This is a genomic window from Oceanisphaera arctica, from assembly GCF_002936955.1.
Taxonomy (GTDB): Bacteria; Pseudomonadota; Gammaproteobacteria; order Enterobacterales; family Aeromonadaceae; genus Oceanimonas; species Oceanimonas arctica.
In genome coordinates, this window is the sequence record NZ_MPZM01000007.1 from 36421 (window position 1) to 56365 (window position 19945).

19 protein-coding genes are annotated in these 19945 nt (G+C 57.5%); 4 read left to right on the top strand and 15 right to left on the bottom strand.

Annotated elements, in window-relative coordinates:
* Positions 1 to 4 precede the first annotated feature (4 nt).
* Positions 5 to 517: an RNA pyrophosphohydrolase gene (gene rppH / locus UN63_RS04955; protein WP_104485679.1), complete on the bottom strand. Its 513-nt coding sequence runs from the start codon at positions 515 to 517 to the stop codon at positions 5 to 7.
* Between the two features lie 675 nt (positions 518 to 1192).
* On the opposite strand from rppH, the gene mutH reads away from it, so the two are divergent.
* Positions 1193 to 1870 (top strand): DNA mismatch repair endonuclease MutH, encoded by a 678-nt coding sequence (gene mutH, locus UN63_RS04960; protein WP_104485761.1) that lies wholly within the window; start codon positions 1193 to 1195, stop codon positions 1868 to 1870.
* Positions 1871 to 2305: 435 nt separating this feature from the next.
* On the opposite strand, the gene rplS is transcribed toward mutH, so the two are convergent.
* The 5 genes from rplS to ffh all read right to left on the bottom strand — a co-directional run bounded on the left by rplS (position 2306) and on the right by ffh (position 5879).
* Positions 2306 to 2668: a 50S ribosomal protein L19 gene (gene rplS / locus UN63_RS04965; RefSeq protein WP_104485680.1), complete on the bottom strand. Its 363-nt coding sequence runs from the start codon at positions 2666 to 2668 to the stop codon at positions 2306 to 2308.
* A gap of 32 nt (positions 2669 to 2700) precedes the next feature.
* Positions 2701 to 3450 (bottom strand): tRNA (guanosine(37)-N1)-methyltransferase TrmD, encoded by a 750-nt coding sequence (gene trmD / locus UN63_RS04970; RefSeq protein WP_104485681.1) that lies wholly within the window; start codon positions 3448 to 3450, stop codon positions 2701 to 2703.
* A gap of 27 nt (positions 3451 to 3477) precedes the next feature.
* On the bottom strand, positions 3478 to 3999 hold the full coding sequence (gene rimM / locus UN63_RS04975; protein ID WP_104485682.1) for a ribosome maturation factor RimM: 522 nt from the start codon (positions 3997 to 3999) through the stop codon (positions 3478 to 3480).
* A 23-nt stretch (positions 4000 to 4022) separates the two neighbouring features.
* Entirely contained in the window at positions 4023 to 4274 is a 252-nt protein-coding gene (rpsP, locus tag UN63_RS04980; RefSeq protein WP_104485683.1) for a 30S ribosomal protein S16, read from the bottom strand.
* Positions 4275 to 4493: 219 nt separating this feature from the next.
* Positions 4494 to 5879, bottom strand: coding sequence for a signal recognition particle protein (ffh, locus tag UN63_RS04985; RefSeq protein ID WP_104485684.1), 1386 nt, complete (start codon positions 5877 to 5879; stop codon positions 4494 to 4496).
* A 144-nt stretch (positions 5880 to 6023) separates the two neighbouring features.
* On the opposite strand from ffh, the gene UN63_RS04990 reads away from it, so the two are divergent.
* Together UN63_RS04990 and UN63_RS04995 are read left to right on the top strand one after the other, a co-directional pair.
* Positions 6024 to 6812 carry a cytochrome C assembly family protein gene (locus tag UN63_RS04990; RefSeq protein ID WP_181068179.1) on the top strand — a complete coding sequence of 263 codons (789 nt, stop codon included), beginning with the start codon at positions 6024 to 6026 and terminating at the stop codon, positions 6810 to 6812.
* Positions 6813 to 6877: 65 nt separating this feature from the next.
* Entirely contained in the window at positions 6878 to 8146 is a 1269-nt protein-coding gene (locus tag UN63_RS04995) for an HlyC/CorC family transporter (RefSeq protein WP_104485686.1), read from the top strand.
* Positions 8147 to 8162: 16 nt separating this feature from the next.
* On the opposite strand, the gene UN63_RS05000 is transcribed toward UN63_RS04995, so the two are convergent.
* The 4 genes from UN63_RS05000 to rlmD form a co-directional block, all read right to left on the bottom strand.
* Positions 8163 to 8618: an Rrf2 family transcriptional regulator gene (locus UN63_RS05000; RefSeq protein ID WP_104485687.1), complete on the bottom strand. Its 456-nt coding sequence runs from the start codon at positions 8616 to 8618 to the stop codon at positions 8163 to 8165.
* A gap of 127 nt (positions 8619 to 8745) precedes the next feature.
* Entirely contained in the window at positions 8746 to 9546 is an 801-nt protein-coding gene (gene mazG, locus UN63_RS05005; protein WP_104485688.1) for a nucleoside triphosphate pyrophosphohydrolase, read from the bottom strand.
* An 11-nt stretch (positions 9547 to 9557) separates the two neighbouring features.
* Positions 9558 to 11771 carry a GTP diphosphokinase gene (gene relA / locus UN63_RS05010; RefSeq protein WP_104485689.1) on the bottom strand — a complete coding sequence of 738 codons (2214 nt, stop codon included), beginning with the start codon at positions 11769 to 11771 and terminating at the stop codon, positions 9558 to 9560.
* A 9-nt stretch (positions 11772 to 11780) separates the two neighbouring features.
* On the bottom strand, positions 11781 to 13097 hold the full coding sequence (rlmD, locus tag UN63_RS05015; RefSeq protein ID WP_104485690.1) for a 23S rRNA (uracil(1939)-C(5))-methyltransferase RlmD: 1317 nt from the start codon (positions 13095 to 13097) through the stop codon (positions 11781 to 11783).
* Positions 13098 to 13178: 81 nt separating this feature from the next.
* On the opposite strand from rlmD, the gene barA reads away from it, so the two are divergent.
* Complete coding sequence (barA, locus tag UN63_RS05020) at positions 13179 to 15875, top strand: two-component sensor histidine kinase BarA (RefSeq protein ID WP_104485691.1); 2697 nt, start codon at positions 13179 to 13181, stop codon at positions 15873 to 15875.
* Positions 15876 to 16014: 139 nt separating this feature from the next.
* On the opposite strand, the gene pdxJ is transcribed toward barA, so the two are convergent.
* The 5 genes from pdxJ to lepB are packed head-to-tail and all read right to left on the bottom strand — an operon-like array spanning position 16015 to position 19945.
* Complete coding sequence (pdxJ, locus tag UN63_RS05025) at positions 16015 to 16752, bottom strand: pyridoxine 5'-phosphate synthase (protein WP_104485692.1); 738 nt, start codon at positions 16750 to 16752, stop codon at positions 16015 to 16017.
* Positions 16745 to 17452: a DNA repair protein RecO gene (recO, locus tag UN63_RS05030; RefSeq protein ID WP_104485693.1), complete on the bottom strand. Its 708-nt coding sequence runs from the start codon at positions 17450 to 17452 to the stop codon at positions 16745 to 16747. The genes pdxJ and recO overlap by 8 nt, the downstream gene beginning before the upstream one ends.
* 8 nt (positions 17453 to 17460) lie before the next feature.
* The gene (era, locus tag UN63_RS05035; protein ID WP_104485694.1) at positions 17461 to 18366 is read right to left on the bottom strand and encodes a GTPase Era; all 906 of its coding nucleotides are present in this window, start codon (positions 18364 to 18366) and stop codon (positions 17461 to 17463) included.
* A complete protein-coding gene (gene rnc, locus UN63_RS05040; protein WP_104485695.1) occupies positions 18363 to 19031 on the bottom strand; it encodes a ribonuclease III in 669 nt (222 codons plus the stop codon). The genes era and rnc overlap by 4 nt, the downstream gene beginning before the upstream one ends.
* The gene (gene lepB / locus UN63_RS05045) at positions 19031 to 19945 is read right to left on the bottom strand and encodes a signal peptidase I (RefSeq protein ID WP_104485696.1); all 915 of its coding nucleotides are present in this window, start codon (positions 19943 to 19945) and stop codon (positions 19031 to 19033) included. Before lepB ends, rnc begins: the two co-directional genes overlap by 1 nt.

Consider the following 19945-nt stretch of genomic DNA (forward strand, 5'->3'; position numbering starts at 1 on the left):
TGGGTTACCTGTTTCGTTTACGAGCGTCTCGGCGGCCTTGCTCTGCCATGACAATGGGGGCAAATTCCCTCAGTACCCGTCGATATACTTCCCGCTTGAAAGAGACCACCTGACGCACCGGGTACCAGTAGCTGACCCAGCGCCAGTCATCGAACTCCGGATGCCCATGGCAACCAAATTCGATGTGCGATTCGTGATCCGATTCCAACCGCAACAGAAACCACTTCTGTTTTTGACCAATGCAGACGGGATTGCTGTCCCATCGCACCAGACGCTTGGGTAACTTGTACTTCAGCCAGTGGCGGGTGACCGCCAGCAAGGTGACATTTTCGGGTCTGAGCCCGATTTCTTCGTACAGTTCCCGATACATGGACTGCTCCGGCGTTTCGCCGTCGTCCACCCCGCCTTGGGGGAACTGCCAGGAATGTTGCCCGTAGCGTCTGGCCCATAACACCTGGCCTTTGCGATTGCAGATCACTATGCCTACATTGGGACGAAAACCGTCGCCATCTATCACGCAATCACCAGACTAAAAAAATAACATAAGGACGATTGTTCCATATTCCCCTATTCCCGGCAAATGATGCTGTCAACGCCAGCTCGATAGTCAATGTTGAATAACTTGTCTTTTTGTCAATAGTTATGAACAGAAAAAGGATCGTCAGGGGATCGCTTTCCCCCAATTTATGTGGATAAGCTTGTGATAAAGGCTGTATAGCTTGAGATGCCTTATTTCACGATGCTTGAACAACAGGGTGATCAAAACACAAGACAAGACAAAAAACATCAATAAATCATAAGATTAACATCAAAAAAAAGGATCGAGCTGGATCTTTTCACAGCCCGTATAAAAATGCCTGCTGTGTTAGTAAGTCTCACCGCTCAAAGATCAACCAATGTCGACTTATCCACAAAACCAAAGTAAACAAAGCGTTAACAGTAAGAAAAAAAAGCTGATTTTTGCCGTTTTGGCCACCGTAAAATCACGGTCCGGCCGTTGTGTGCAGTTATCCAGAGTTTCTGTGGATAAGGCTGTGCAACAGCATGTTTATACTCAGGTAAAACCGGTATATCATGCAGCCGCCGAAAAGCGCAATAACAAGCTGCTGATAAGTCATTTTAAATCATGTGGTTATAATAATTACTGGCTCGGTAGTCAGTATTTCTCCCACCTTTGGAGGCCGGTCACATTTTGAACAATCCAATTTCCCGTCCTGCCTCGATCCCGGCCCTGCTGCTGCGCGCCGAACAACTGGCCGGCCTGTCGCTGAGAGAGCTGGCCCAATCGTTTGATATCCCGGTTCCTACCGATCTGAGGCGAGACAAGGGCTGGGTGGGCCAGCTGCTCGAACTGGCACTGGGAGCCAGTGCGGGATCGAAGCCGGAGCAGGACTTTCCCGAGCTGGGTGTCGAGCTGAAAAGCATCCCCATCGACGGTCGTGGCAAGCCACTGGAAACCACCTTTGTCAGCGTCGCGCCGCTGACGGACATCGGCGGCCTGCGCTGGGAAGATTCCAACGTGCGCAACAAGTTATCCCGGGTATTATGGATACCGGTGCTAGGAGAACGCAGCCTGGCACCCGGCGACAGGATCATCGGTCAGCCACTGCTGTGGAGCCCGAGCGAGCAGGAAGAACAGTTGTTACGCCAGGACTGGGAAGAAATAATGGAGTTGATAAGCCTGGGGGAGGTGCAAAACATCAGCGCCCGTCATGGCCAGGTGCTGCAGCTCAGGCCCAAGGCCGCCAACGGCCGGGCGCTGACCGAGGCGGTAGGTCGCCAGGGCCAGCCCATCATGACACTGCCGCGCGGCTTCTATCTGAAAACCGGCTTTACCGCGGCCCTGCTGGCCCGACATTTCATGCTGTAATACCTATCACATTAAACAAATGATCTATTTAATTTCTGCCTCAATGTCGGACAAAGGATCTGCTCCACCGACCCGCTTCAAGCACATCCATGTGACGCTCAGCACATGACATCCCTGTCATGTGATGGTCGGCGGAGCAGATCCCTTTGTCCTCCTTGACGCATCGGAGTCGCCTGTTGGCGCTATCTGCGGGCCACTCGGAGTTCCAGAAGAGGCAACAGAGATCGCCTCCCACGACCGTGACATGCCAGGGATGGCATGTCCGAGCTTACAGGGATGTACTCGTAGCGTGTCGAGGGAGGAGGCTCTGCTGCCTCTGGAACTCCACCCCAAAATCTGAGCAGGTATTTAATGGGACTGGTATAAGCGGCTAGCGCCAGAGGCACAAAAACAAAAAGGCCCGCATTTGCGGGCCTTTTGACACAACCGGTCGGCTTACTTGCTGCCGCGGGGAGTAAGACGCTCTTTGATACGAGCAGACTTACCAGCACGGTCACGCAGATAGTAAAGCTTGGCACGACGCACGGCGCCACGACGCTTCACTTCCACGCTGCCGATCAGCGGGCTGTGAGTCTGGAAGGCACGCTCAACGCCTTCACCGTTGGAAATTTTACGCACGGTGAATGCAGAGTGCAGGCCGCGGTTACGCTTGGCGATAACAACGCCTTCATAAGCCTGCAGACGCTCTTTGCCGCCTTCGGCAACGCGTACCATTACACGCACGGTGTCGCCCGGGCCAAACTCGGGGATATCGGTGCGCAATTGTTCGTCTTCAAGCTGCTTAATGATGTTGCTCATGATATTTCCTTACCTAGGGTAAACTGAAAACTCTACTGTTCCGGCTCGCGATAATCGCGAACAAATTGGGCAAGAAGCTGCTCTTGCTCGTCAGTCAGAGCTAGGTTATTCAAGAGTTCCGGCCTTCTTAACCAGGTCCGGCCCAATGACTGCTGCATTCTCCAGCTGGCCACATCAGCGTGGTTGCCACTCAACAACACTTTGGGAACGGCCATTCCCGCCAGTTGCTCAGGGCGTGTGTAGTGTGGATGATCCAGAAGCCCTTCGCTGAAGGAGTCCTGCTCCGCACTCGCCATGTCGCCGAGAACGCCGGGCACCAAACGGGCCACCGCATCCACCAGTACCATGGCCGGCAATTCGCCGCCACTGAGCACGTAATCTCCGACCGACCACTCTTCGTCGACATCGGCCTGAATAACGCGCTCATCCACTCCTTCATACCGACCGGCCACCAGAATCAACTTCTCGTGTTTTGCCAGTTCGGTAACGCCTTGCTGATCCAGCTTGCGGCCCTGAGGAGACAGGTAAATCACCCTGGCCCCTTCGCCTGCCGCCTGTCGCGCCGCCGCTATGGCATCGCGCAGTGGCTGAACCATCATCAGCATCCCGGGTCCGCCCCCGTAGGGTCTGTCATCGACAGTGCGGTGTTTGTCCCGGGTGAAATCCCGCGGATTCCAGCATTCAAATGTCAGCAGGCCATCTTTAACGGCCCGCCCGGTCACACCAAAGTCGGATACTGCCCGGAACATCTCCGGGAAGAGGCTAACGACCCCTATCCACATGATTCTCTCCGCGCGATTCGACTCGGGTTAAAAATCCGGATCCCAATCAATTTCGATGATGCTGTCCTGAGTATTCACGGACTTTATTACCTGGTCTTCTACAAACGGAATTAACCGCTCTCGTTGACCAAATGCATCGTTGGCATTGGCTTTTACTACCAGCACGTCGTTAGAGCCGGTTTCCATCAGCTGAGTCACCAGGCCAAAATCATAGCCTTTGGTGTTCTTCACCCGACAACCGATCAGATCACGCCAATAGAATTCGTCATCCGGCAGGGCAGAAAACGATTCTGCACTTACCGCGATGTCGGCACCGGTCAGCATCTGTGCCTGTTCGCGCTGATCGATATCAATCAGTTTGCAAATCAGACCTTTACCATGACGCTTCCATCCAGTGACCTGAATTTCACGCCAGCTGCTGCCGTTCTTTATCAGCCAGGGCCGATAATCGAAAATGCCTTCTGGTTGGTCGGTAAAGGAGTTGACCTTCAACCAACCTTTAATGCCGTAAACGGCGCCCAGTTGGCCTACTACTACAGGTTCGCTCACTTTAATTCCCTACCTGTAAAGACTTAGGCCGCTGCTTTGGCTGCGTCTTTGATCAATTTGGCTACGCGCTCGGATACAGTTGCACCCTGGCCAACCCAGTGATTAACACGCTCGAGGTCCAGACGCAGTTTTTCTGCCTGACCTGCAGCGATCGGGTTGAAGAAACCCACTTTCTCGATGAAACGACCATCACGAGCATAGCGGCTGTCTGCAACTACTACCTGGTAAAACGGACGCTTCTTAGCGCCACCACGTTGTAAACGAATGGTTACCATATCGTCCTCTATATACTGAAACAAACAAGGCCCGCAGACAATGCGAACCCTGGCTTAAAATAAGCTGCGCAATTGTACTCTGATGCGGTGAGAATGCAACCAAATTGGAAGCCGTCAGCCACCGCCATCTCGGGCTTGCCGGCCGCCTGTCACCGTGCCCCGGCCGTTAACGCATGTCGCTTGCCCGGCGGCCACCGCAGTCAGAGCCAATGAACCTACTCAGAAGGGGCCGCGCCGACCACCACCGCCCATGCCACCCGGGCCCATCATGCCCTGCATCTGGCTCATCATCTTGCGCATGCCACCCTTGCCGGACATCTTTTTCATCATCTTCTGCATCTGGGTGAACTGCTTGAGCAGCTTGTTCACTTCCTGCACCTCGGTGCCGGAACCCAGGGCGATACGACGCTTGCGCGAGCCCTTGATCAGGTCCGGGTGACGGCGTTCTTTCGGGGTCATGGAGCCGATAATGGCTTCCATGCGAACCGTCAGCTTGTCGTTGACCTGATCCTTGACGTTGTCCGGCAGCTGGCTCATGCCTGGCAGCTTGTCCATCAAACTCATCATGCCGCCCATGTTGCGCATCTGCGCCAACTGATCGCGGAAGTCTTCCAGATCGAAGCCCTTGCCCTTCTTCAGCTTCTGCGCCATTTCGGAGGCTTTGTCTTTGTCGACCGATCGTTCCATCTGATCGATCAGCGACAGCATGTCCCCCATACCCAGAATGCGCGAGGCAATCCGGTCCGGGTGGAAAGGCTCCAGGGCATCGATTTTTTCGCCCATACCGATAAATTTAATCGGCTTGCCGGTAATGTGGCGTACCGACAGCGCGGCACCGCCCCGGGCATCACCGTCGGCCTTGGTCAGGATCACCCCGGTCAGCGGCAGCGCCTCGCTGAACGCCTTGGCGGTATTGGCCGCATCCTGACCGGTCATGGCATCGACCACGAACAGGGTTTCAATGGGGTTGATGGCCTCATGCAGCTGCTGAATTTCGGCCATCATCTCTTCGTCGACGTGCAGGCGACCGGCGGTATCCACCAGCACCACATCGAAGAATTTCTTGCGGCCGTAGTCCACCGCGTTACGGCCTATGTCCACCGGCTTCTGTTCGATGTTACTGGGGAAGCACTCAACGTCCAGGTCCGCCGCCAGGGTTTCGAGCTGCTTGATCGCCGCCGGGCGATAGACGTCGGCACTGACCACCAGCACTTTTTTCTTGTGCCGCTCTTTGAGGAACTTGGCCAGCTTGCCGACCGAGGTGGTTTTACCCGCCCCCTGCAGGCCCGCCATCAGGATCACCGCCGGCGGCGCCACCGACAGATCGAGTTCTTCGTTGGCTTCGCCCATCACCGCTACCAGCTCGGCGTTGACGATCTTGATGAAGGCCTGGCCCGGGCTCAGGGATTTGGAGACTTCCTGGCCAACCGCGCGCTCTTTGACCCGATTGACGAATTCGCGTACCACCGGCAGGGCCACGTCGGCTTCCAGCAGCGCCATGCGCACTTCCCGCAGGGTCTCTTTGATGTTTTCTTCGGTCAAACGGCCGCGACCACTGATGTTTTTCAGCGTACGCGACAGTCTTTCAGTGAGATTTTCAAACATGATGTGGTCCGCAGTTGGCGAAAATTACCACCAGTATACCCAAGTTATCGGCCGAACTTAAGCCAGGCTGGGTAGCGATGTGCTTTGTCTTAAGGGTATACTGGCCACTCTTCTATATTCACCGGTTAATGGCTTAAATTCATTATGGAATTGCTTGCTGTTTTGGCGATGGCATTTTATCTGTTGGCGGCCTTCGCCTGTGTGCATAATCTGCTCAACCCCCAGAACACAGGGCGCAGCTACGGCCTGCTTGCGGCACTGTGCGCCCTGCTGCTGCATGGCCTCTGGCTGTTCAACACCGTGGTACAGGTGCCGGGACAAAACCTGAGCATGCTCAATGTGGCGTCCATCGTCAGCTTGATAATTTCAGCCTTGATGACGGTACTGGTGACGCGCTTCAAGGTGTGGCTTTTGATGCCGCTGGTATACGGCTTTGCCGGCCTGCTGCTGGCGGCAGACGTGCTGTTACCCGGTTATTACAGCATGCATCTCGAAACCCGACCCGCAGTGTTGCTGCATATCGGCCTGGGGCTGATGTCTTATTCGCTGCTGGTGATTGCCAGCCTGCTGGCCATTCTGCTCGGTTTTCTCAATCATCGGTTGAAAACACACAAGCTCACCAACCTGCCGGCGATGCCGCCGTTGATGACCATAGAACGTTATCTGTTCCGGCTGATTTTTGTCGGTGTTGTGGTACTGACCCTGTCTATTTCTACCGGACTCTTCTTTCTGCAGGAAATGTTCAGCCCCGGCAAAGCCCATAAAGCCATCCTCACCATTCTGGCCTGGTGTGTCTATGTGGGCCTGCTCTGGGGACATCATCGTCTGGGCTGGCGCGGCCGCAAGGTTATCTGGTCCAGCGTGGCCGGCAGCATACTGCTGACCCTCGCCTATTTCGGCAGCCGCTTCGTGCGCGAGGTACTACTGGGCTAAGCGACTTGACAGCACCCGGTCAAACCCTTAGTAATTGATCAGTTTCATGACACAGGACGGTCTGCTTGGACGACATATCCACGGGTACCCTTACGGGGATCCTGATAGCTTTACTCTTTATCTCCGCTTTTTTTTCGAGTTCCGAAACCGGCATGATGTCGCTGAACCGCTATCGGTTGCGTCATCTGGCTCAAAGTCGCCACAAGTCAGCCCTCCGGGTTGAAAAGCTGCTTTCCCGTCCCGATCGGCTTATCGGCCTGATCCTGATCGGCAATAATCTGGTCAATATTCTCGCCTCGGCCATCGCCACCGTGATAGCCATCCGCCTGTACGGTGACTATGGCGTGGTCATCGCCACCGTGGCCCTGACCGTGGTGGTACTGATTTTTGCCGAGGTCACGCCCAAGACACTGGCGGCGCTCTATCCGGAGCGGGTGGCCTTTCCCGCCTCTTTTCTGCTCAAGCCGCTAATGGTGATACTGTATCCGGCTGTGTGGACCATCAATGCCATTTCCAACGGCCTGCTGGCACTGTTTCGCATCAACCCGCAGGGCGGAGGAGACACCTCCATCAGTTCGGAAGAGCTGCGCACCATCGTCAACGAGGCCGGCGCCCTGATCCCGCGCCGACACCAGGATATGCTGGTGTCCATCCTCGATCTGGAAAAGGTGACGGTAGACGACATCATGGTGCCGCGTAACGAGATTTACGGTATCGACGTGACCCAGGACTGGAAAACCATCAGCCGCCGCCTGATGCAGAGCCCCCATACCAAGGTGTTGCTGTACCGGGACAATATCGACGATGCGTTGGGCTTTATCCACGCCCGCGACGCCCTGCGCCTGTTGGCCAAGGATGAATTCAGCAAGTCGAATCTGATGCGAGCGGTACGCGAGCTGTACTATATTCCCGAGGCCACACCACTGAACGTGCAGCTGGTGAAGTTTCAGCGCAACAAGGAACGCATCGGGTTGATCGTCGATGAATATGGCGATATTCAGGGGTTGGTGACGCTGGACGATATTCTGGAAGAAATAGTGGGTGACTTCACCACCACCATCAGCCCGACCCTGAGCGACGAAATCAAGCCTCAGGATGACGGCTCCTACCTGATTGAAGGCTCGGCCAGCATTCGGGACATCAACAAGGAGCTGGGCTGGGAACTGCCGAGCGACGGCCCTCGTTCGCTCAATGGTCTGATCCTCGAGTATCTGGAAGACATCCCCGAGGCCAATATCTGCCTGCGCCTGTCGGGTTATCCGATTGAAATTCTGGAAGTGGAAAACAACATGGTGAAGCTGGTGCGGGTGCTGCCGCACTATTACCAAGGTTAATACCAAAGTTAAGCCGTCAGGATGATGGCTTGCCGGCCTGCACTTCCAGCTGGTTGAAAATGACCATCAGCTCTTCCCGATTGCCGGTCAGATCCGCCAGAGTATATCCTTCCAGGACCTGCAGAAAGGCTTCCATCGCCAGCTTGAGCGCATCCCTCAGCCGGCAGACCGGCACCAGATAACAGGCCGGGCTGCCGCAGTCGATACCGTTCAGGTTGTTTTCCAGCGCGCGAATGACCTGCCCGACATTGATATCACCCGACGATTTGGCCAGTCGAATACCGCCATTCTTGCCGCGTATCGCATGAATATAACCTTCCCGCGCCAGCTGATTAACCACCTTGACCAGGTGATTGCGCGATATATCGTACAAGCTGGACACCTGGGCCACACTGGTCAGCTGCCCCTCGGGCAGGGTAGCCAGATACATCAGAGTTCTCAGGCCGAAATCGGTATAGGTGGTCAGCTTCATGCTGCGGATATCCTGAACGCGGAAGAATATATATACATGATACACATTAGCGGCTAAAGACGACATTAAATGTCGGTGATCCTCCTGCACTGTGTATCGGCACGGGCGAGCAAAGATTAAGACCGGATTATTCGCCGGCCTTGATCTGCCGCCAGTAGCCGTCCAGCTCGTCCAGACTGCAATTCCGGCTGTCTTTGCCGTCGGCCTGCAGCGCCTGTTCCACCCCACGAAAGCGCCGTTCGAACTTGTCGTTGGCCCGGCGCAGCACCACTTCCGGATCCTGCTTGAGATGGCGCACCAGGTTGACGCAGGCGAACAGCAGATCGCCCAACTCATCGGCCACCCGATCCGGGTCCTGCTCGGGCTGGTTAAGCTCGGCCATCACCTCGTCCAGTTCTTCGTGGATCTTGTCCACCACCGGTGGTAGTTCGCGCCAGTCGAAGCCGACCGCCGAGCAGCGTTTCTGAATCTTGTTGGCCCGGCTCAGGGCCGGCAGGTTACGGGGAATATCGTCCAGCGCACTGGTGGCCGTGGCGTCCTTGGTACGGCGCTCTTCGGCCTTGGTTTTTTCCCAGTTGCTCTTGATCTGTTCTTCGGTGTCGAGTTCGGCATTGCCGAATACATGGGGGTGACGGCGCACCAGCTTGTGGCTGATGGCCTGCACCACGTCACCGAAGTTGAACAACGACTGCTCTTCCCCCAGCCGGGAGTAAAACACCACCTGAAACAGGAGATCGCCCAGCTCGCCCGGCAGCTCGTTCAGTGCGCCTCGTTCTATGGTGTCGGCCACTTCATAGGCTTCTTCCAGGGTATGCGGCACTATGCTGGCGAAGTCCTGCTTCAGATCCCAGGGACAACCGTTTTCCGGATCCCTGAGTGCCGCCATGATGGCCAGCAAGTCGCCGAGTGAGTAGTTATAGCGCTCCATCCGTGCTCCCGTTACAGCCGTTTGGCTTCCAGTATGTCCGGCAACTGGCCTATCTTGGCCAGGGTCCGGCTCAGGGTGTCGATATTGTATATTTCCAGCTCCATGTCGATGGTCGCCGTCTGCTGCTTGCGATTGGAGCGGCTGCTGACTTCCATCACATTGATTTTTTCGTTGGCCAGAATGGTGGTGATATCCCGCAGCAGGCCGGACCTGTCGTTCGCCACCACCCGCAGGGTAAGGTGATAACCGCCGGAACTGTTCTCGCCCCACACAGCATCCACCATTCGTTCCGGATGCTGAACCGCCAGCTCCTTCAACTGCTCGCAATCGGAGCGATGAATGGAAATCCCCCGCCCCTGAGTGATATAGCCGACGATCTCATCGCCCGGTATCGGCTGGCAGCAACGGGCTGTGCTGGTCAGCAGATTACCCACGCCCTGCACCACTATGTGCCCCTGGCCCTTGGCGTCAGAATGTTTTCTCGCCGCCTTCAACTCCAGCTGGCGCAGCACCGCTTCGTCCTGCTCTTCACTGGTCGGCTTCTTGTGCAGCCCCTGCAGGTAGTTGAGCAACTGGTTGATCCGCAAGTCACCACCACCGATACCGGCGAGCAAGTCGTCGAGATGGGTGACGTTGAAGCGTTCCAGCGCCGCCTTGTTGATCTGGGAGAAGGTCAGCCCCAGACGTTCCAGCTCTTTGTCCAGCACTTCACGTCCGGCCAGGATGTTCTTGTCCCTGTCCTGTTTCTTGAACCAGGTGCCGACTTTGGAGCGGGCCCGGCTGGTACGCAGAAAGCCCTGATTGGGATTCATCCAGTCCCGGCTTGGGTTGGGCTGTTTCTGGGTGATGATCTCCACCTGATCGCCGGTTTGCAGCTGATAGGTGAAAGGCACTATGCGGCCGTCGATCTTGGCGCCGATGCAGCGGTGTCCGACCTGACTGTGAACGTAATAGGCAAAGTCGAGCGGCGTGGCGCCCAGCGGCATGTCGACCACTTCGCCCCTGGGGGTAAACACATAGACTCGGTCTTCAAACACCTGGCTGCGCAGCTCGTCTACCAGGGAGCCGCTTTCTGCCATGTCTTCCTGCCAGGCCAGCAGCTTTCTGAGCCAGGCAATCTTGTCTTCGAAGCCGCTCGGTTTGGTGGCACCGGCACCTTCCTTGTATTTCCAGTGAGCGGCCACGCCCAGCTCCGCATCCTGGTGCATCTGATCGGTACGGATCTGTATTTCGACCGTCTTGCCTTCGGGGCCAATCACCACGGTATGAATGGACTGATAGCCGTTGGGCTTGGGGTTGGCGACGTAATCGTCAAACTCGCGGGGGATATGCCGCCACTGGGTGTGCACCACGCCCAGGGCACCGTAACAGTCCTGCAGGTGCCGGGTCACCACCCGTATCGCCCGCACGTCGAACAGCTCGTCGAAGTCCAGGTTCTTCTTCTGCATCTTGCGCCAGATGCTGTAGATATGTTTGGGCCGGCCATACACCTCGGCCTCGATACCGGATTCTTGCAGCGCCGCCCTGAGGCCGGCCACGAAGTCATCGATATAGGCTTCCCGTGCCAGCCGCTTTTCGTGCAGCAGCCGGGCAATGCGCTTGTAGGTATCCGGGTGCAGGTAGCGGAACGACAGATCCTCCAGCTCCCATTTGAGCTGGCCGATGCCCAGCCGGTTGGCGAGTGGCGCATAGATATTGGCGATTTCCTTGGCTACCAGCACCCGGGTTTCTTCGTCGGCGTTCTTGACCTCGCGCAGGCAGGTGATGCGCTCGGCCAGCTTGATCACCACGGCCCGCACGTCTTCAACCATGGCCAGCAGCATGCGACGCACCCGGTCGACCTGTACTTCCGAGCTCTTGTCGCTGTGCACATGCTGCAACGAACGAATAGCCTCCATATCGGCCACCCCTCGCAGCAGACGGGCAATGGTGTCACCAAAATCGTCCCGTACCCGCTCCAGGTTCAGATGGCCGCTTTCGAGGAAGGGATACAGCAAGGCCGCCTTCAGGGTGTCCAGATCCATGCTCAGGGTAAGCAGGATACCGACCATCTCCACCCCTTCGGCCTGCAGGCGATGTTGTGCCTCGGGCGGGACACCCAGCCCCAGACAATACTCATACACCGCTTTCAGCTGCTCCCGCTCATGGGAATCGAGCGGCAGGCCCGATGCCCACGCGGTCAGGCTGAAGCTTGTTTGAAGGTGAGTATCGCGCACTGCAACCATAAGTACCCCTTAATTGAGTTCGAACAAGGCCATCGCTTCGCAATGCACCGTATGGGGGAACATATCAATCAGGCAGAGACGGCTGAGTCGGTAGCCCGCCGCCAACAGTGCCTGGCTGTCCCTGGCCAGGGTCACCGGATTACAGGAAACATAAAGCAGCCGCTCGGGCGACAACTGCTGCAGATAAGGCATCACCTGCTCGGCACCGGCGCGGCCCGGATCCAGCAGTACCCGTTCAAACCCTTGGCGAGCCCAGGGCTCCCGGGTGAAGTCGGCGGCCAGATCGGCGCGATAAAACTGCGCCAGCGGCAAGGCGTTATCTTCCGCATTGCCCCGGGCCTGCTCGACCATTTCCATCACCCCTTCCACCCCGACTACCGGATGCCCGGCCGCCGCCAGCGGTAACGAGAAATTACCGACACCACAGAACAGATCCAGTATCGGCTGGCTAGGCTCGGCCGCCAGCCAGCGCTGCGCTTGCCGTACCATTCGCTCGTTAAGCCCGGCGTTAATCTGGATAAAGTCGCCGGGGGTAAATGCCAGTTTGATATTATCTATCTGATAATAAAGTGAAAAAGGAACATGTAAAGGTCGGCGTGCGCTATCGTCCTGCAAAAACAGGGCAAGATGTCGCGTCTGGGCAAAAGCCAGCAACAGATCCAGATCCCCCGCCGACAATGACCCCGTGTGGCGCAGTAACAAGGCCACCCCCTCGGCCGCATCATAGAGCTCGATATGCCCGAGTTGTTTCACCGCCTTCAGTCGATTCAGCAGCTGCCGCAAGGGCGCTATCAACTCAGAAAGGACGGGCCGCAGCACTCCGCAATGCTCTATTTCCACCAGCTCGTGAGACTGACCGCGGCGAAAGCCGAGCGCCACGCCCTTGCCCTGACGACGAATCGCCAGGCGCGCCACACGCCGGTAGCCCTGGTGCCCTGCATCATTCAGCCATTCCGGCTCGGGCAGCTCATCGATGCCATGACGGGCAAACAGCTGGGCCAGGGTGCGGGCCTTGAGCGCACGCTGGCCGGTGACCGGCATGTGCTGCAGCGAGCAACCGCCACAATCGGCGCTGTAGGGACAAAAGGGCTTTTGCCGCTCGGCCGAAGGCTCGAGCACCTTGAGCAGGCTGGCGCTCTGGTACTTGTTGTTCTGCACCAGCAAGCGTACCCGCACCCGCTCTCCCTTGAGCGCACCTGGCACAAACAGCGGCTTGTCCTGATACCTGGCCAGCCCCACCCCATGAGCGTTCAGCTCGACAATGGTCACCTCCAGCGGCGGCTGTGCCTGAGCTTTGGGCTTGTTTTCCTTGAAGAACTGAACCATAAAACGTGGAGCCCTCGTACCGGCTATGTCATCATAAGCGTCTGTTGATTTGATGCGCGCATTGTCCCACATTAGCCCACTATGACCAAATACGGCCTGCGAGCCCGGATACTGGCTTACACCATAATCCCCACCCTGCTTATCGGTATACTTCTGGCCGGTTATTTTTCCGTGAGCCGCTATCAGCAGCTGGAAGAAGTACTCATCCGTCAGGGGGTCAACGTGATAGAGCCACTGGCCCTGGCCAGTGAGCTGGCGCTGACCAGCCGCAACCGGGAGGCGCTCAATCGCCTGCTCAGCACCATTCATCGCAATAACAGCCCACTGGTCAAGTCCATCGCCCTGTTCGATGCGGAAGGTCGGCTGCTGGTCACCTCAAACTACCATCGCGACTTCAACGCCATGCGCCTGGCCGATCAGGTGCCCCTGCCCCGGGTAACCCTGGTGGAAAATAACGAAGACGGCATTATTCTGCGCACGCCCGTGCTTACCGATCATATTCGTGCGGATACCGTATGGGAAGATGCGTCCGCCATCCCCATCGGCTATATCGCCATGCAGCTGACCAACGACTCGGCCATGCTGCTGCACTATAAAGACAGCTTCTTCGCCGGCCTGATGGTACTGCTCGGCGTCAGCCTCAGCGGCCTGTTCGGCGTTCGGCTGATCAGGGGCGTGTCCCAGCCGATCACCGACATGGTCAGCGCCGTCTACAAGATCCGTGAAGGCCGACTCGACACCCGGGTTAACGGGGAATTCACCGGCGAAATGGAGATGCTCAAGAACGGCATCAACGCCATGGCCAAGTCGCTGTCCGAATACCACGACGAAATGCAGCAGAACATCGATCAGGCCACCTCGGATCTGCGCGAGACTCTGGAGCAGATCGAAATCCAGAATATCGAGCTGGACATGGCCAAGAAGCGGGCTCAGGAAGCGGCCCGGGTCAAAACCGAGTTTCTGGCCAACATGTCTCACGAGCTGCGCACCCCGCTCAACGGGGTCATCGGTTTTGCCCGTCAGCTGCAGAAAACCCGACTGACCTCCAATCAGCTCGACTACCTCAAGACCATCGAAAAATCGGCTCAGAACCTGCTTGGCATCATCAACGACATTCTCGACTTCTCCAAGCTGGAAGCTGGCAAGCTGAAGATGGAACAGCTGCCGTTCTCACTACGCGATACCCTGCAGGAAGTCATGACGCTGCTGGCCCCCAGCGCCCATGACAAGGGGCTGGAGCTGTCGCAGCGGGTGGATGCCGCCGTGCATGACGCCGTGATCGGCGATCCGCTGCGACTGCAACAGGTACTGACCAACCTGGTGGGCAACGCGGTCAAGTTTACCGAGCAGGGCAACGTGGACGTGCGGGTCGACGCCCGCCCCGCCAGCCAGCCGGACAGGACTGCCCTGCGCATCCATGTGCAGGACACCGGCATCGGCATTTCCGACAGCCAGCGTCGTCAGCTGTTCCAGGCCTTCAATCAGGCCGACTCCAGTATTTCCCGCCGCTATGGCGGTACTGGGCTGGGCCTGGTCATCACCCAGAAACTGGTGCACCAGATGTCCGGCGAGATCGAGCTCTATTCCGAGCTGGGCTCGGGCTCTGTGTTCAGCTTCACCCTGGAGCTGAGCCGGGCCTCACTGCCGCTGGCCGAGCCCCTGCCTCTGGCCGAGTTGTGTGACAAGACGGTGCTCTATCTGGAAGAAGACAACTTCAGCCGCCGCGCCACCACGGCTCTGCTGCGAGAATGGGGGGTGCAGGTGCTGCACGAGCCCTATCCGGGGGTCGCCATCGATTGCGCCCTGCTGGGCTTTGGCCCCAGTACCCTGCCCAGCCAGATGGAACAGGGTATCCGCCGACAAATAGAACATGACAACAAGGTGGTGGTGCTGCTCAGCTCCACCGACCCGACCCTGGCCGACGCCCTGCTCGTCATGGGTGCCGAACTCTGCCTGAGCAAACCGGTACACTACCAGAAGCTTGCTCAGGCACTGATGGGACAGGAAGTGGCCGAGCCCGAGGCCATGTTGCAGATTACCCTGGCGCCACCCTCTCAAAAGCAGCCGCTGCGGGTGCTGGCGGTAGACGACAATCCGGCCAACCTGAAACTGATCAGCGCCATGCTGAGCGAACAGGTCAGCCAGGTGGAAAGCTGCTCCAACGGCCAGGAGGCGCTCAACCTGGCCACAGTCAATCGCTACGACATCATCTTCATGGACATTCAGATGCCGCTGATGGACGGCATTCAGGCCACCCGCGAAATTCGCTCCCAGGATGGTCCCAACGCCAGCACCCCCATAGTGGCGGTCACCGCCCATGCCATCGCAGGCGAGCGGGATAGGCTGATGCTGCAGGGCATGGACGATTACCTGGCCAAGCCGATAGACGAGACCATACTGGCCCGCATTATCGAACGCTTCGCCCACCGTCCCCCGCCGCCGGGACAAATCGATTGGTCGCTGGCAGTAAAACAGGCCGGCGGCAAGGAGCCACTGGCCAAAGAAATGCTCACCCTGCTATTGCAGAGCTTCGATGAATTTGCCCCGCTGCTGGGGGCCGCCCTGTCCGGTGAGCTGGATGAACAACGCCTCTACCCGGCATTACACAAGCTGCATGGCGGCACCGCTTATTGCGGCGTACCCCAGTTGCAGTCATTGGTGGCACAGTTGGAAACAGCGCTGCTGGCCAAGCAGGGCGTCGACGAGCTGGAACCCGAGCTGCTGGAGCTGGAAGAGCGCATGGGACAAGTAAGGGAAGAAGCGAAGACGTATTTGTAACTGCCGGGATTAGGGATTAGGGATTAGGGATTAGGGATTAGGGATTAGGGATTAGGGATTAGGGATTAGGGATTAGAAGATTCGGGCCTACGGACGGCGACGTTCAAATCCCCATTCCCTAGTCCCGAATCCCGGTTTTTTAGACGCCCTGGCGGGCTTCGCGCATCAGCCGCTTCATGTCACGAATGGCCTTTTCCAGACCGTCGAAGGCGGCTCGGGCTATGATGGCATGGCCGATGTTCAGCTCCAGCATCTCGGGGATGGCGGCGATGGGCTTGACGTTGTGGTAATGCAGGCCGTGGCCGCCGTTCACCTTCAGGCCCCGATCGTGGGCGTAAGAGGCGGCGGCGGAGATGCGCTTCAGCTCGGCACACTGTTCGGCTTCACTGGGCGCATCGGCATAATGACCGGTGTGGATCTCGATATAGGGTGCGCCTGTGGCGACCACCGCATCGATCTGCGCCCGGTCGGCATCGATAAACAGCGACACCTTGATGCCGGCTTCGGTCAATCGAGCCACGGCGGCACCCACCTTGTCGAGCTGACCGGCCACATCAAGCCCGCCCTCTGTGGTCACTTCTTCCCGCTTTTCCGGTACCAGACAAACGAAGGCCGGCTTGATGCGACAGGCAATATCCAGCATCTCGTCGGTGACCGCCATTTCCAGGTTCATCCGGGTTTGAATGGTCTGGCTCAGGATGTCCACGTCCCTGTCGACGATATGACGTCGATCTTCGCGCAGGTGCACGGTAATGCCGTCGGCACCCGCCTGTTCGGCCAGGGCTGCCGCCTGCACCGGATCCGGATAACTGGTGCCCCTGGCATTACGCAAGGTGGCAATGTGATCGATATTCACGCCTAAATACAATTCACTCACTGCGACTTCCTCTCTTTCCTTTGATAAACAGGGCTCGACTGCGCAAGACCCGGCCGCCGAGATAAGGCCCCAACGCCTGCCGGCTGAAGCGCTTGGCAGACGCCAGCACCCCCAGCCGACTCAAATCGAGCTCGGCCAGGGCATAAAGATGATCGCCCGGGTAAGCGCCAGGCTCGGCCTGCTCCAGGGCGATAAAGCCGGACTCCGGCTGATACCGATACCAGGCTTCGGGACGAATGGCCTCGCCACTCAGGGCGTCCTGGGTAAAATCGACGCCATAACCCAGTATGTTTAACATATAAAACTCGAAATGGCGCAGACAGGGTTCAATACCTTCGCCATTGGCCAGTTTTGTCAGCGTATTGTGATAGGCGTCAAACACCTCGTCGAAGGGGGTGTGCGCTTCCAGCAGGTAGTAGATTAGTTCGTTAAGGTAGAGGCCGCTGTACAGGGCCGTGCCCGTCAGGCGGATGGCCGGGGCCGTGGCTTCTGCATGGTGCAGGTTTTTCAGCTCGCCCTTGCCGGCAAAGCCGAGCCTTAACGGCACAAAGGGCTGTAACAGCCCTTTCAGTGGTGATCTCGGCTGGCGACTGCCTTTGGCCACCAGACTCTGCCGGCCCTGTTCCCGGGTGAATACCTCCACCAGTTGACTGGTTTCCCGGTAGGGCCGGCTATGAATGACGAAGGCGGCGTGCGCCATGCTCAGTCTCAGTCGTCACCGTACCCCAGACTACGCAGGGCCCGCTCGTCATCGGCCCAGCCGGATTTGACCTTGACCCACAACTCCAGAAAGACCTTTTGCTCCAGTAGTCGTTCCAGATCCAGCCGCGCTTCGGTACCGATCACCTTGAGCTTTTCGCCCTTGTTGCCGATCACCATACGCTTCTGGCCGCTGCGCTCGACCAGGATCAGGCCGTTGATGTGCACTATGCCCTGCTCGTTAACCTTGTAGTCTTCGATTTCTACCGTGACCGAATAAGGCAGCTCTTCGCCCATGAAGCGCATCAGCTTCTCGCGGATGATCTCTGCCGCCATAAAGCGGGAGGATCTGTCAGTGATGTAGTCTTCCGGAAAATAATGCAGGGAAGGCTTCAACCGAGAGCGAGCCAACTTGGCGATGGTGTCCACATTGGTGCCCTTTTCCGCAGAAATCGGCACTATGTCGGCGAAGTCCATCTTCTGCGACAGCCATTGCATGTGAGGCAGCAGCTCGTCTTTGGTCTCGACGTTGTCGATTTTGTTGATAGCCAGCACTACAGGGCAGTCCATACGGCGCAGCTTGTTCACCACCATCTCGTCGTCGGCGGTCCACTTGGTGCCTTCCACCATGAACACTACCATCTCTACATCGCCCAGCGAGCTGCTTGCGGCCCGGTTCATCAGGCGGTTGATGGCGCGCTTTTCTTCGATATGCAAGCCAGGAGTATCCACATAGATGGCCTGATAGGCGCCTTCGGTGTCGATACCCATGATGCGATGCCGCGTGGTCTGCGGCTTGCGCGAGGTGATGCTGACCTTCTGGCCCAGCAGCTGGTTCAGCAGGGTCGATTTGCCCACATTGGGCCGGCCAACGATGGCGACAAAGCCGCAATAAGTTTGTTCTTGGTCTGTCATAGCAGCACATCCAGGGCATGTTCGGCGGCCGATTGCTCGGCCTTACGCCGGCTGGTACCAAGACCAACCACCGGCTCAGGTACACCATCAATCTGACAATGCACGGTAAATTTCTGATTATGGGCTTCGCCGATCACGTCCACCACTGTGTAGGTCGGCAAGGGCTTGCGTTTACCCTGCAGCAATTCCTGCAGTCGGGTCTTGGGATCTTTCTGATCGATGCCCGGCTGAATATCATTGAGCCTGTCGTCATACCAGGACAGCAGCATGGTACGCATCTGCTCGATATCCGTATCCAGATAAACGGCGCCGATCAAGGCTTCCACCGCATCGGCCAGGATAGACTCCCGCCGATAGCCGCCGCTTTTCAGCTCACCCGGGCCCAGGATCAGGTACTCGCCCAGCTCGAATTCCCGCGCCAGCTCGGCCAGGGTCTTTTCTCGCACCAGGGTAGCGCGCATACGCGACATGTCACCTTCGTTCACCTTGGGAAAGCGGTGAAACAGGGCATCGGCGATCACCATGCTCAGCAGGGAGTCACCCAGAAACTCCAGCCGCTCGTTATGACGAGCGCCGGCGCTTCTGTGGGTCAGGGCCCGTATCAACATGTTTTCATCGTTGAAGGTATGGCCCAGTTTTTTTTGCAGAATATTCAGTTTTTTCATTAACGAATCGCGCCTATACGGCTGAAACGCACATCGCTCGGCACCCAGGAGGGTAACCAGCTGTCGGCGTTACGTTCAAACTCAAAGCTAATCCAGATAGCCACCGCCTTGCCCACCAGGTTTTCTTCGGGCACAAAACCCCAGAACCGGCTGTCGGTACTGTTGTCTCTGTTGTCACCCATGGTGAAGTAATGCCCGGCAGGCACCACCCATTCATTCCGCGCCGTGCCCGGCTGACGGTGATACATGGACACCCGGTCGGGTAACAACGGATTGCGCAGTATGTCGTGGGACTCATCGGTCAGACGCTCGCGGTAATGCTCGAGCGGAATGCCCATCTGGGTAAACTCTCCACTTTGTTCATATTCCAGTGCCACCGGCGTAAAGTCGGGGCAGTTGTCACCGTCACAGGCCGGCTTGATATAAAGCTGCTTGTCCTGATAGACGATGCGATCCCCGGGCAGGCCGATCACCCGCTTGATGTAATCGATGCGGGTATCTTCCGGATACTTGAACACCACCACATCGCCCCGTTCCGGCTTGCCGGTCGGGATCAGGGTAGTGTTGCCGACCGGCTCTTTCAGGCCGTAGGCAAACTTTTCCACCAGGATGAAATCACCCACCAGCAGAGTCGGCATCATGGAGCCGGACGGGATCTGGAACGGCTCATAGATAAAAGAGCGCAATACCAGCACGACGGCAATCACCGGGAAGATAGACCGGGCCTGCTCGATCCAGCCCGGTACCCGGGCCGCCCGATTCAGAACCGCTGCATCCACTTTATTACCATGGGCCAGCTGAGCCTCGGAAATTTTACGTGCCCGTTGCGGCGCCCATATCCATTTGTCACAGGCCCAGATAATGCCGGTGACCAGAGTCACCAGCACCAGAATCAGGGCAAAGTTACTTGCCAT

What these genes read in the sequence shown, in the direction of transcription:
- rplS (WP_104485680.1), bottom strand. Translation starts at nt 2,668, where the DNA reads ATGAGCAACATCATTAAGCAGCTTGAAGACGAACAATTGCGCACCGAT.
- trmD (WP_104485681.1), bottom strand. Translation starts at nt 3,450, where the DNA reads ATGTGGATAGGGGTCGTTAGCCTCTTCCCGGAGATGTTCCGGGCAGTA.
- rpsP (WP_104485683.1), bottom strand. Translation starts at nt 4,274, where the DNA reads ATGGTAACCATTCGTTTACAACGTGGTGGCGCTAAGAAGCGTCCGTTT.
- ffh (WP_104485684.1), bottom strand. Translation starts at nt 5,879, where the DNA reads ATGTTTGAAAATCTCACTGAAAGACTGTCGCGTACGCTGAAAAACATC.
- UN63_RS04990 (WP_181068179.1), top strand. Translation starts at nt 6,024, where the DNA reads ATGGAATTGCTTGCTGTTTTGGCGATGGCATTTTATCTGTTGGCGGCC.
- UN63_RS05000 (WP_104485687.1), bottom strand. Translation starts at nt 8,618, where the DNA reads ATGAAGCTGACCACCTATACCGATTTCGGCCTGAGAACTCTGATGTAT.
- mazG (WP_104485688.1), bottom strand. Translation starts at nt 9,546, where the DNA reads ATGGAGCGCTATAACTACTCACTCGGCGACTTGCTGGCCATCATGGCG.
- relA (WP_104485689.1), bottom strand. Translation starts at nt 11,771, where the DNA reads ATGGTTGCAGTGCGCGATACTCACCTTCAAACAAGCTTCAGCCTGACC.
- rlmD (WP_104485690.1), bottom strand. Translation starts at nt 13,097, where the DNA reads ATGGTTCAGTTCTTCAAGGAAAACAAGCCCAAAGCTCAGGCACAGCCG.
- barA (WP_104485691.1), top strand. Translation starts at nt 13,179, where the DNA reads ATGACCAAATACGGCCTGCGAGCCCGGATACTGGCTTACACCATAATC.
- recO (WP_104485693.1), bottom strand. Translation starts at nt 17,452, where the DNA reads ATGGCGCACGCCGCCTTCGTCATTCATAGCCGGCCCTACCGGGAAACC.
- era (WP_104485694.1), bottom strand. Translation starts at nt 18,366, where the DNA reads ATGACAGACCAAGAACAAACTTATTGCGGCTTTGTCGCCATCGTTGGC.
- rnc (WP_104485695.1), bottom strand. Translation starts at nt 19,031, where the DNA reads ATGAAAAAACTGAATATTCTGCAAAAAAAACTGGGCCATACCTTCAAC.
- lepB (WP_104485696.1), bottom strand. Translation starts at nt 19,945, where the DNA reads ATGGCAAGTAACTTTGCCCTGATTCTGGTGCTGGTGACTCTGGTCACC.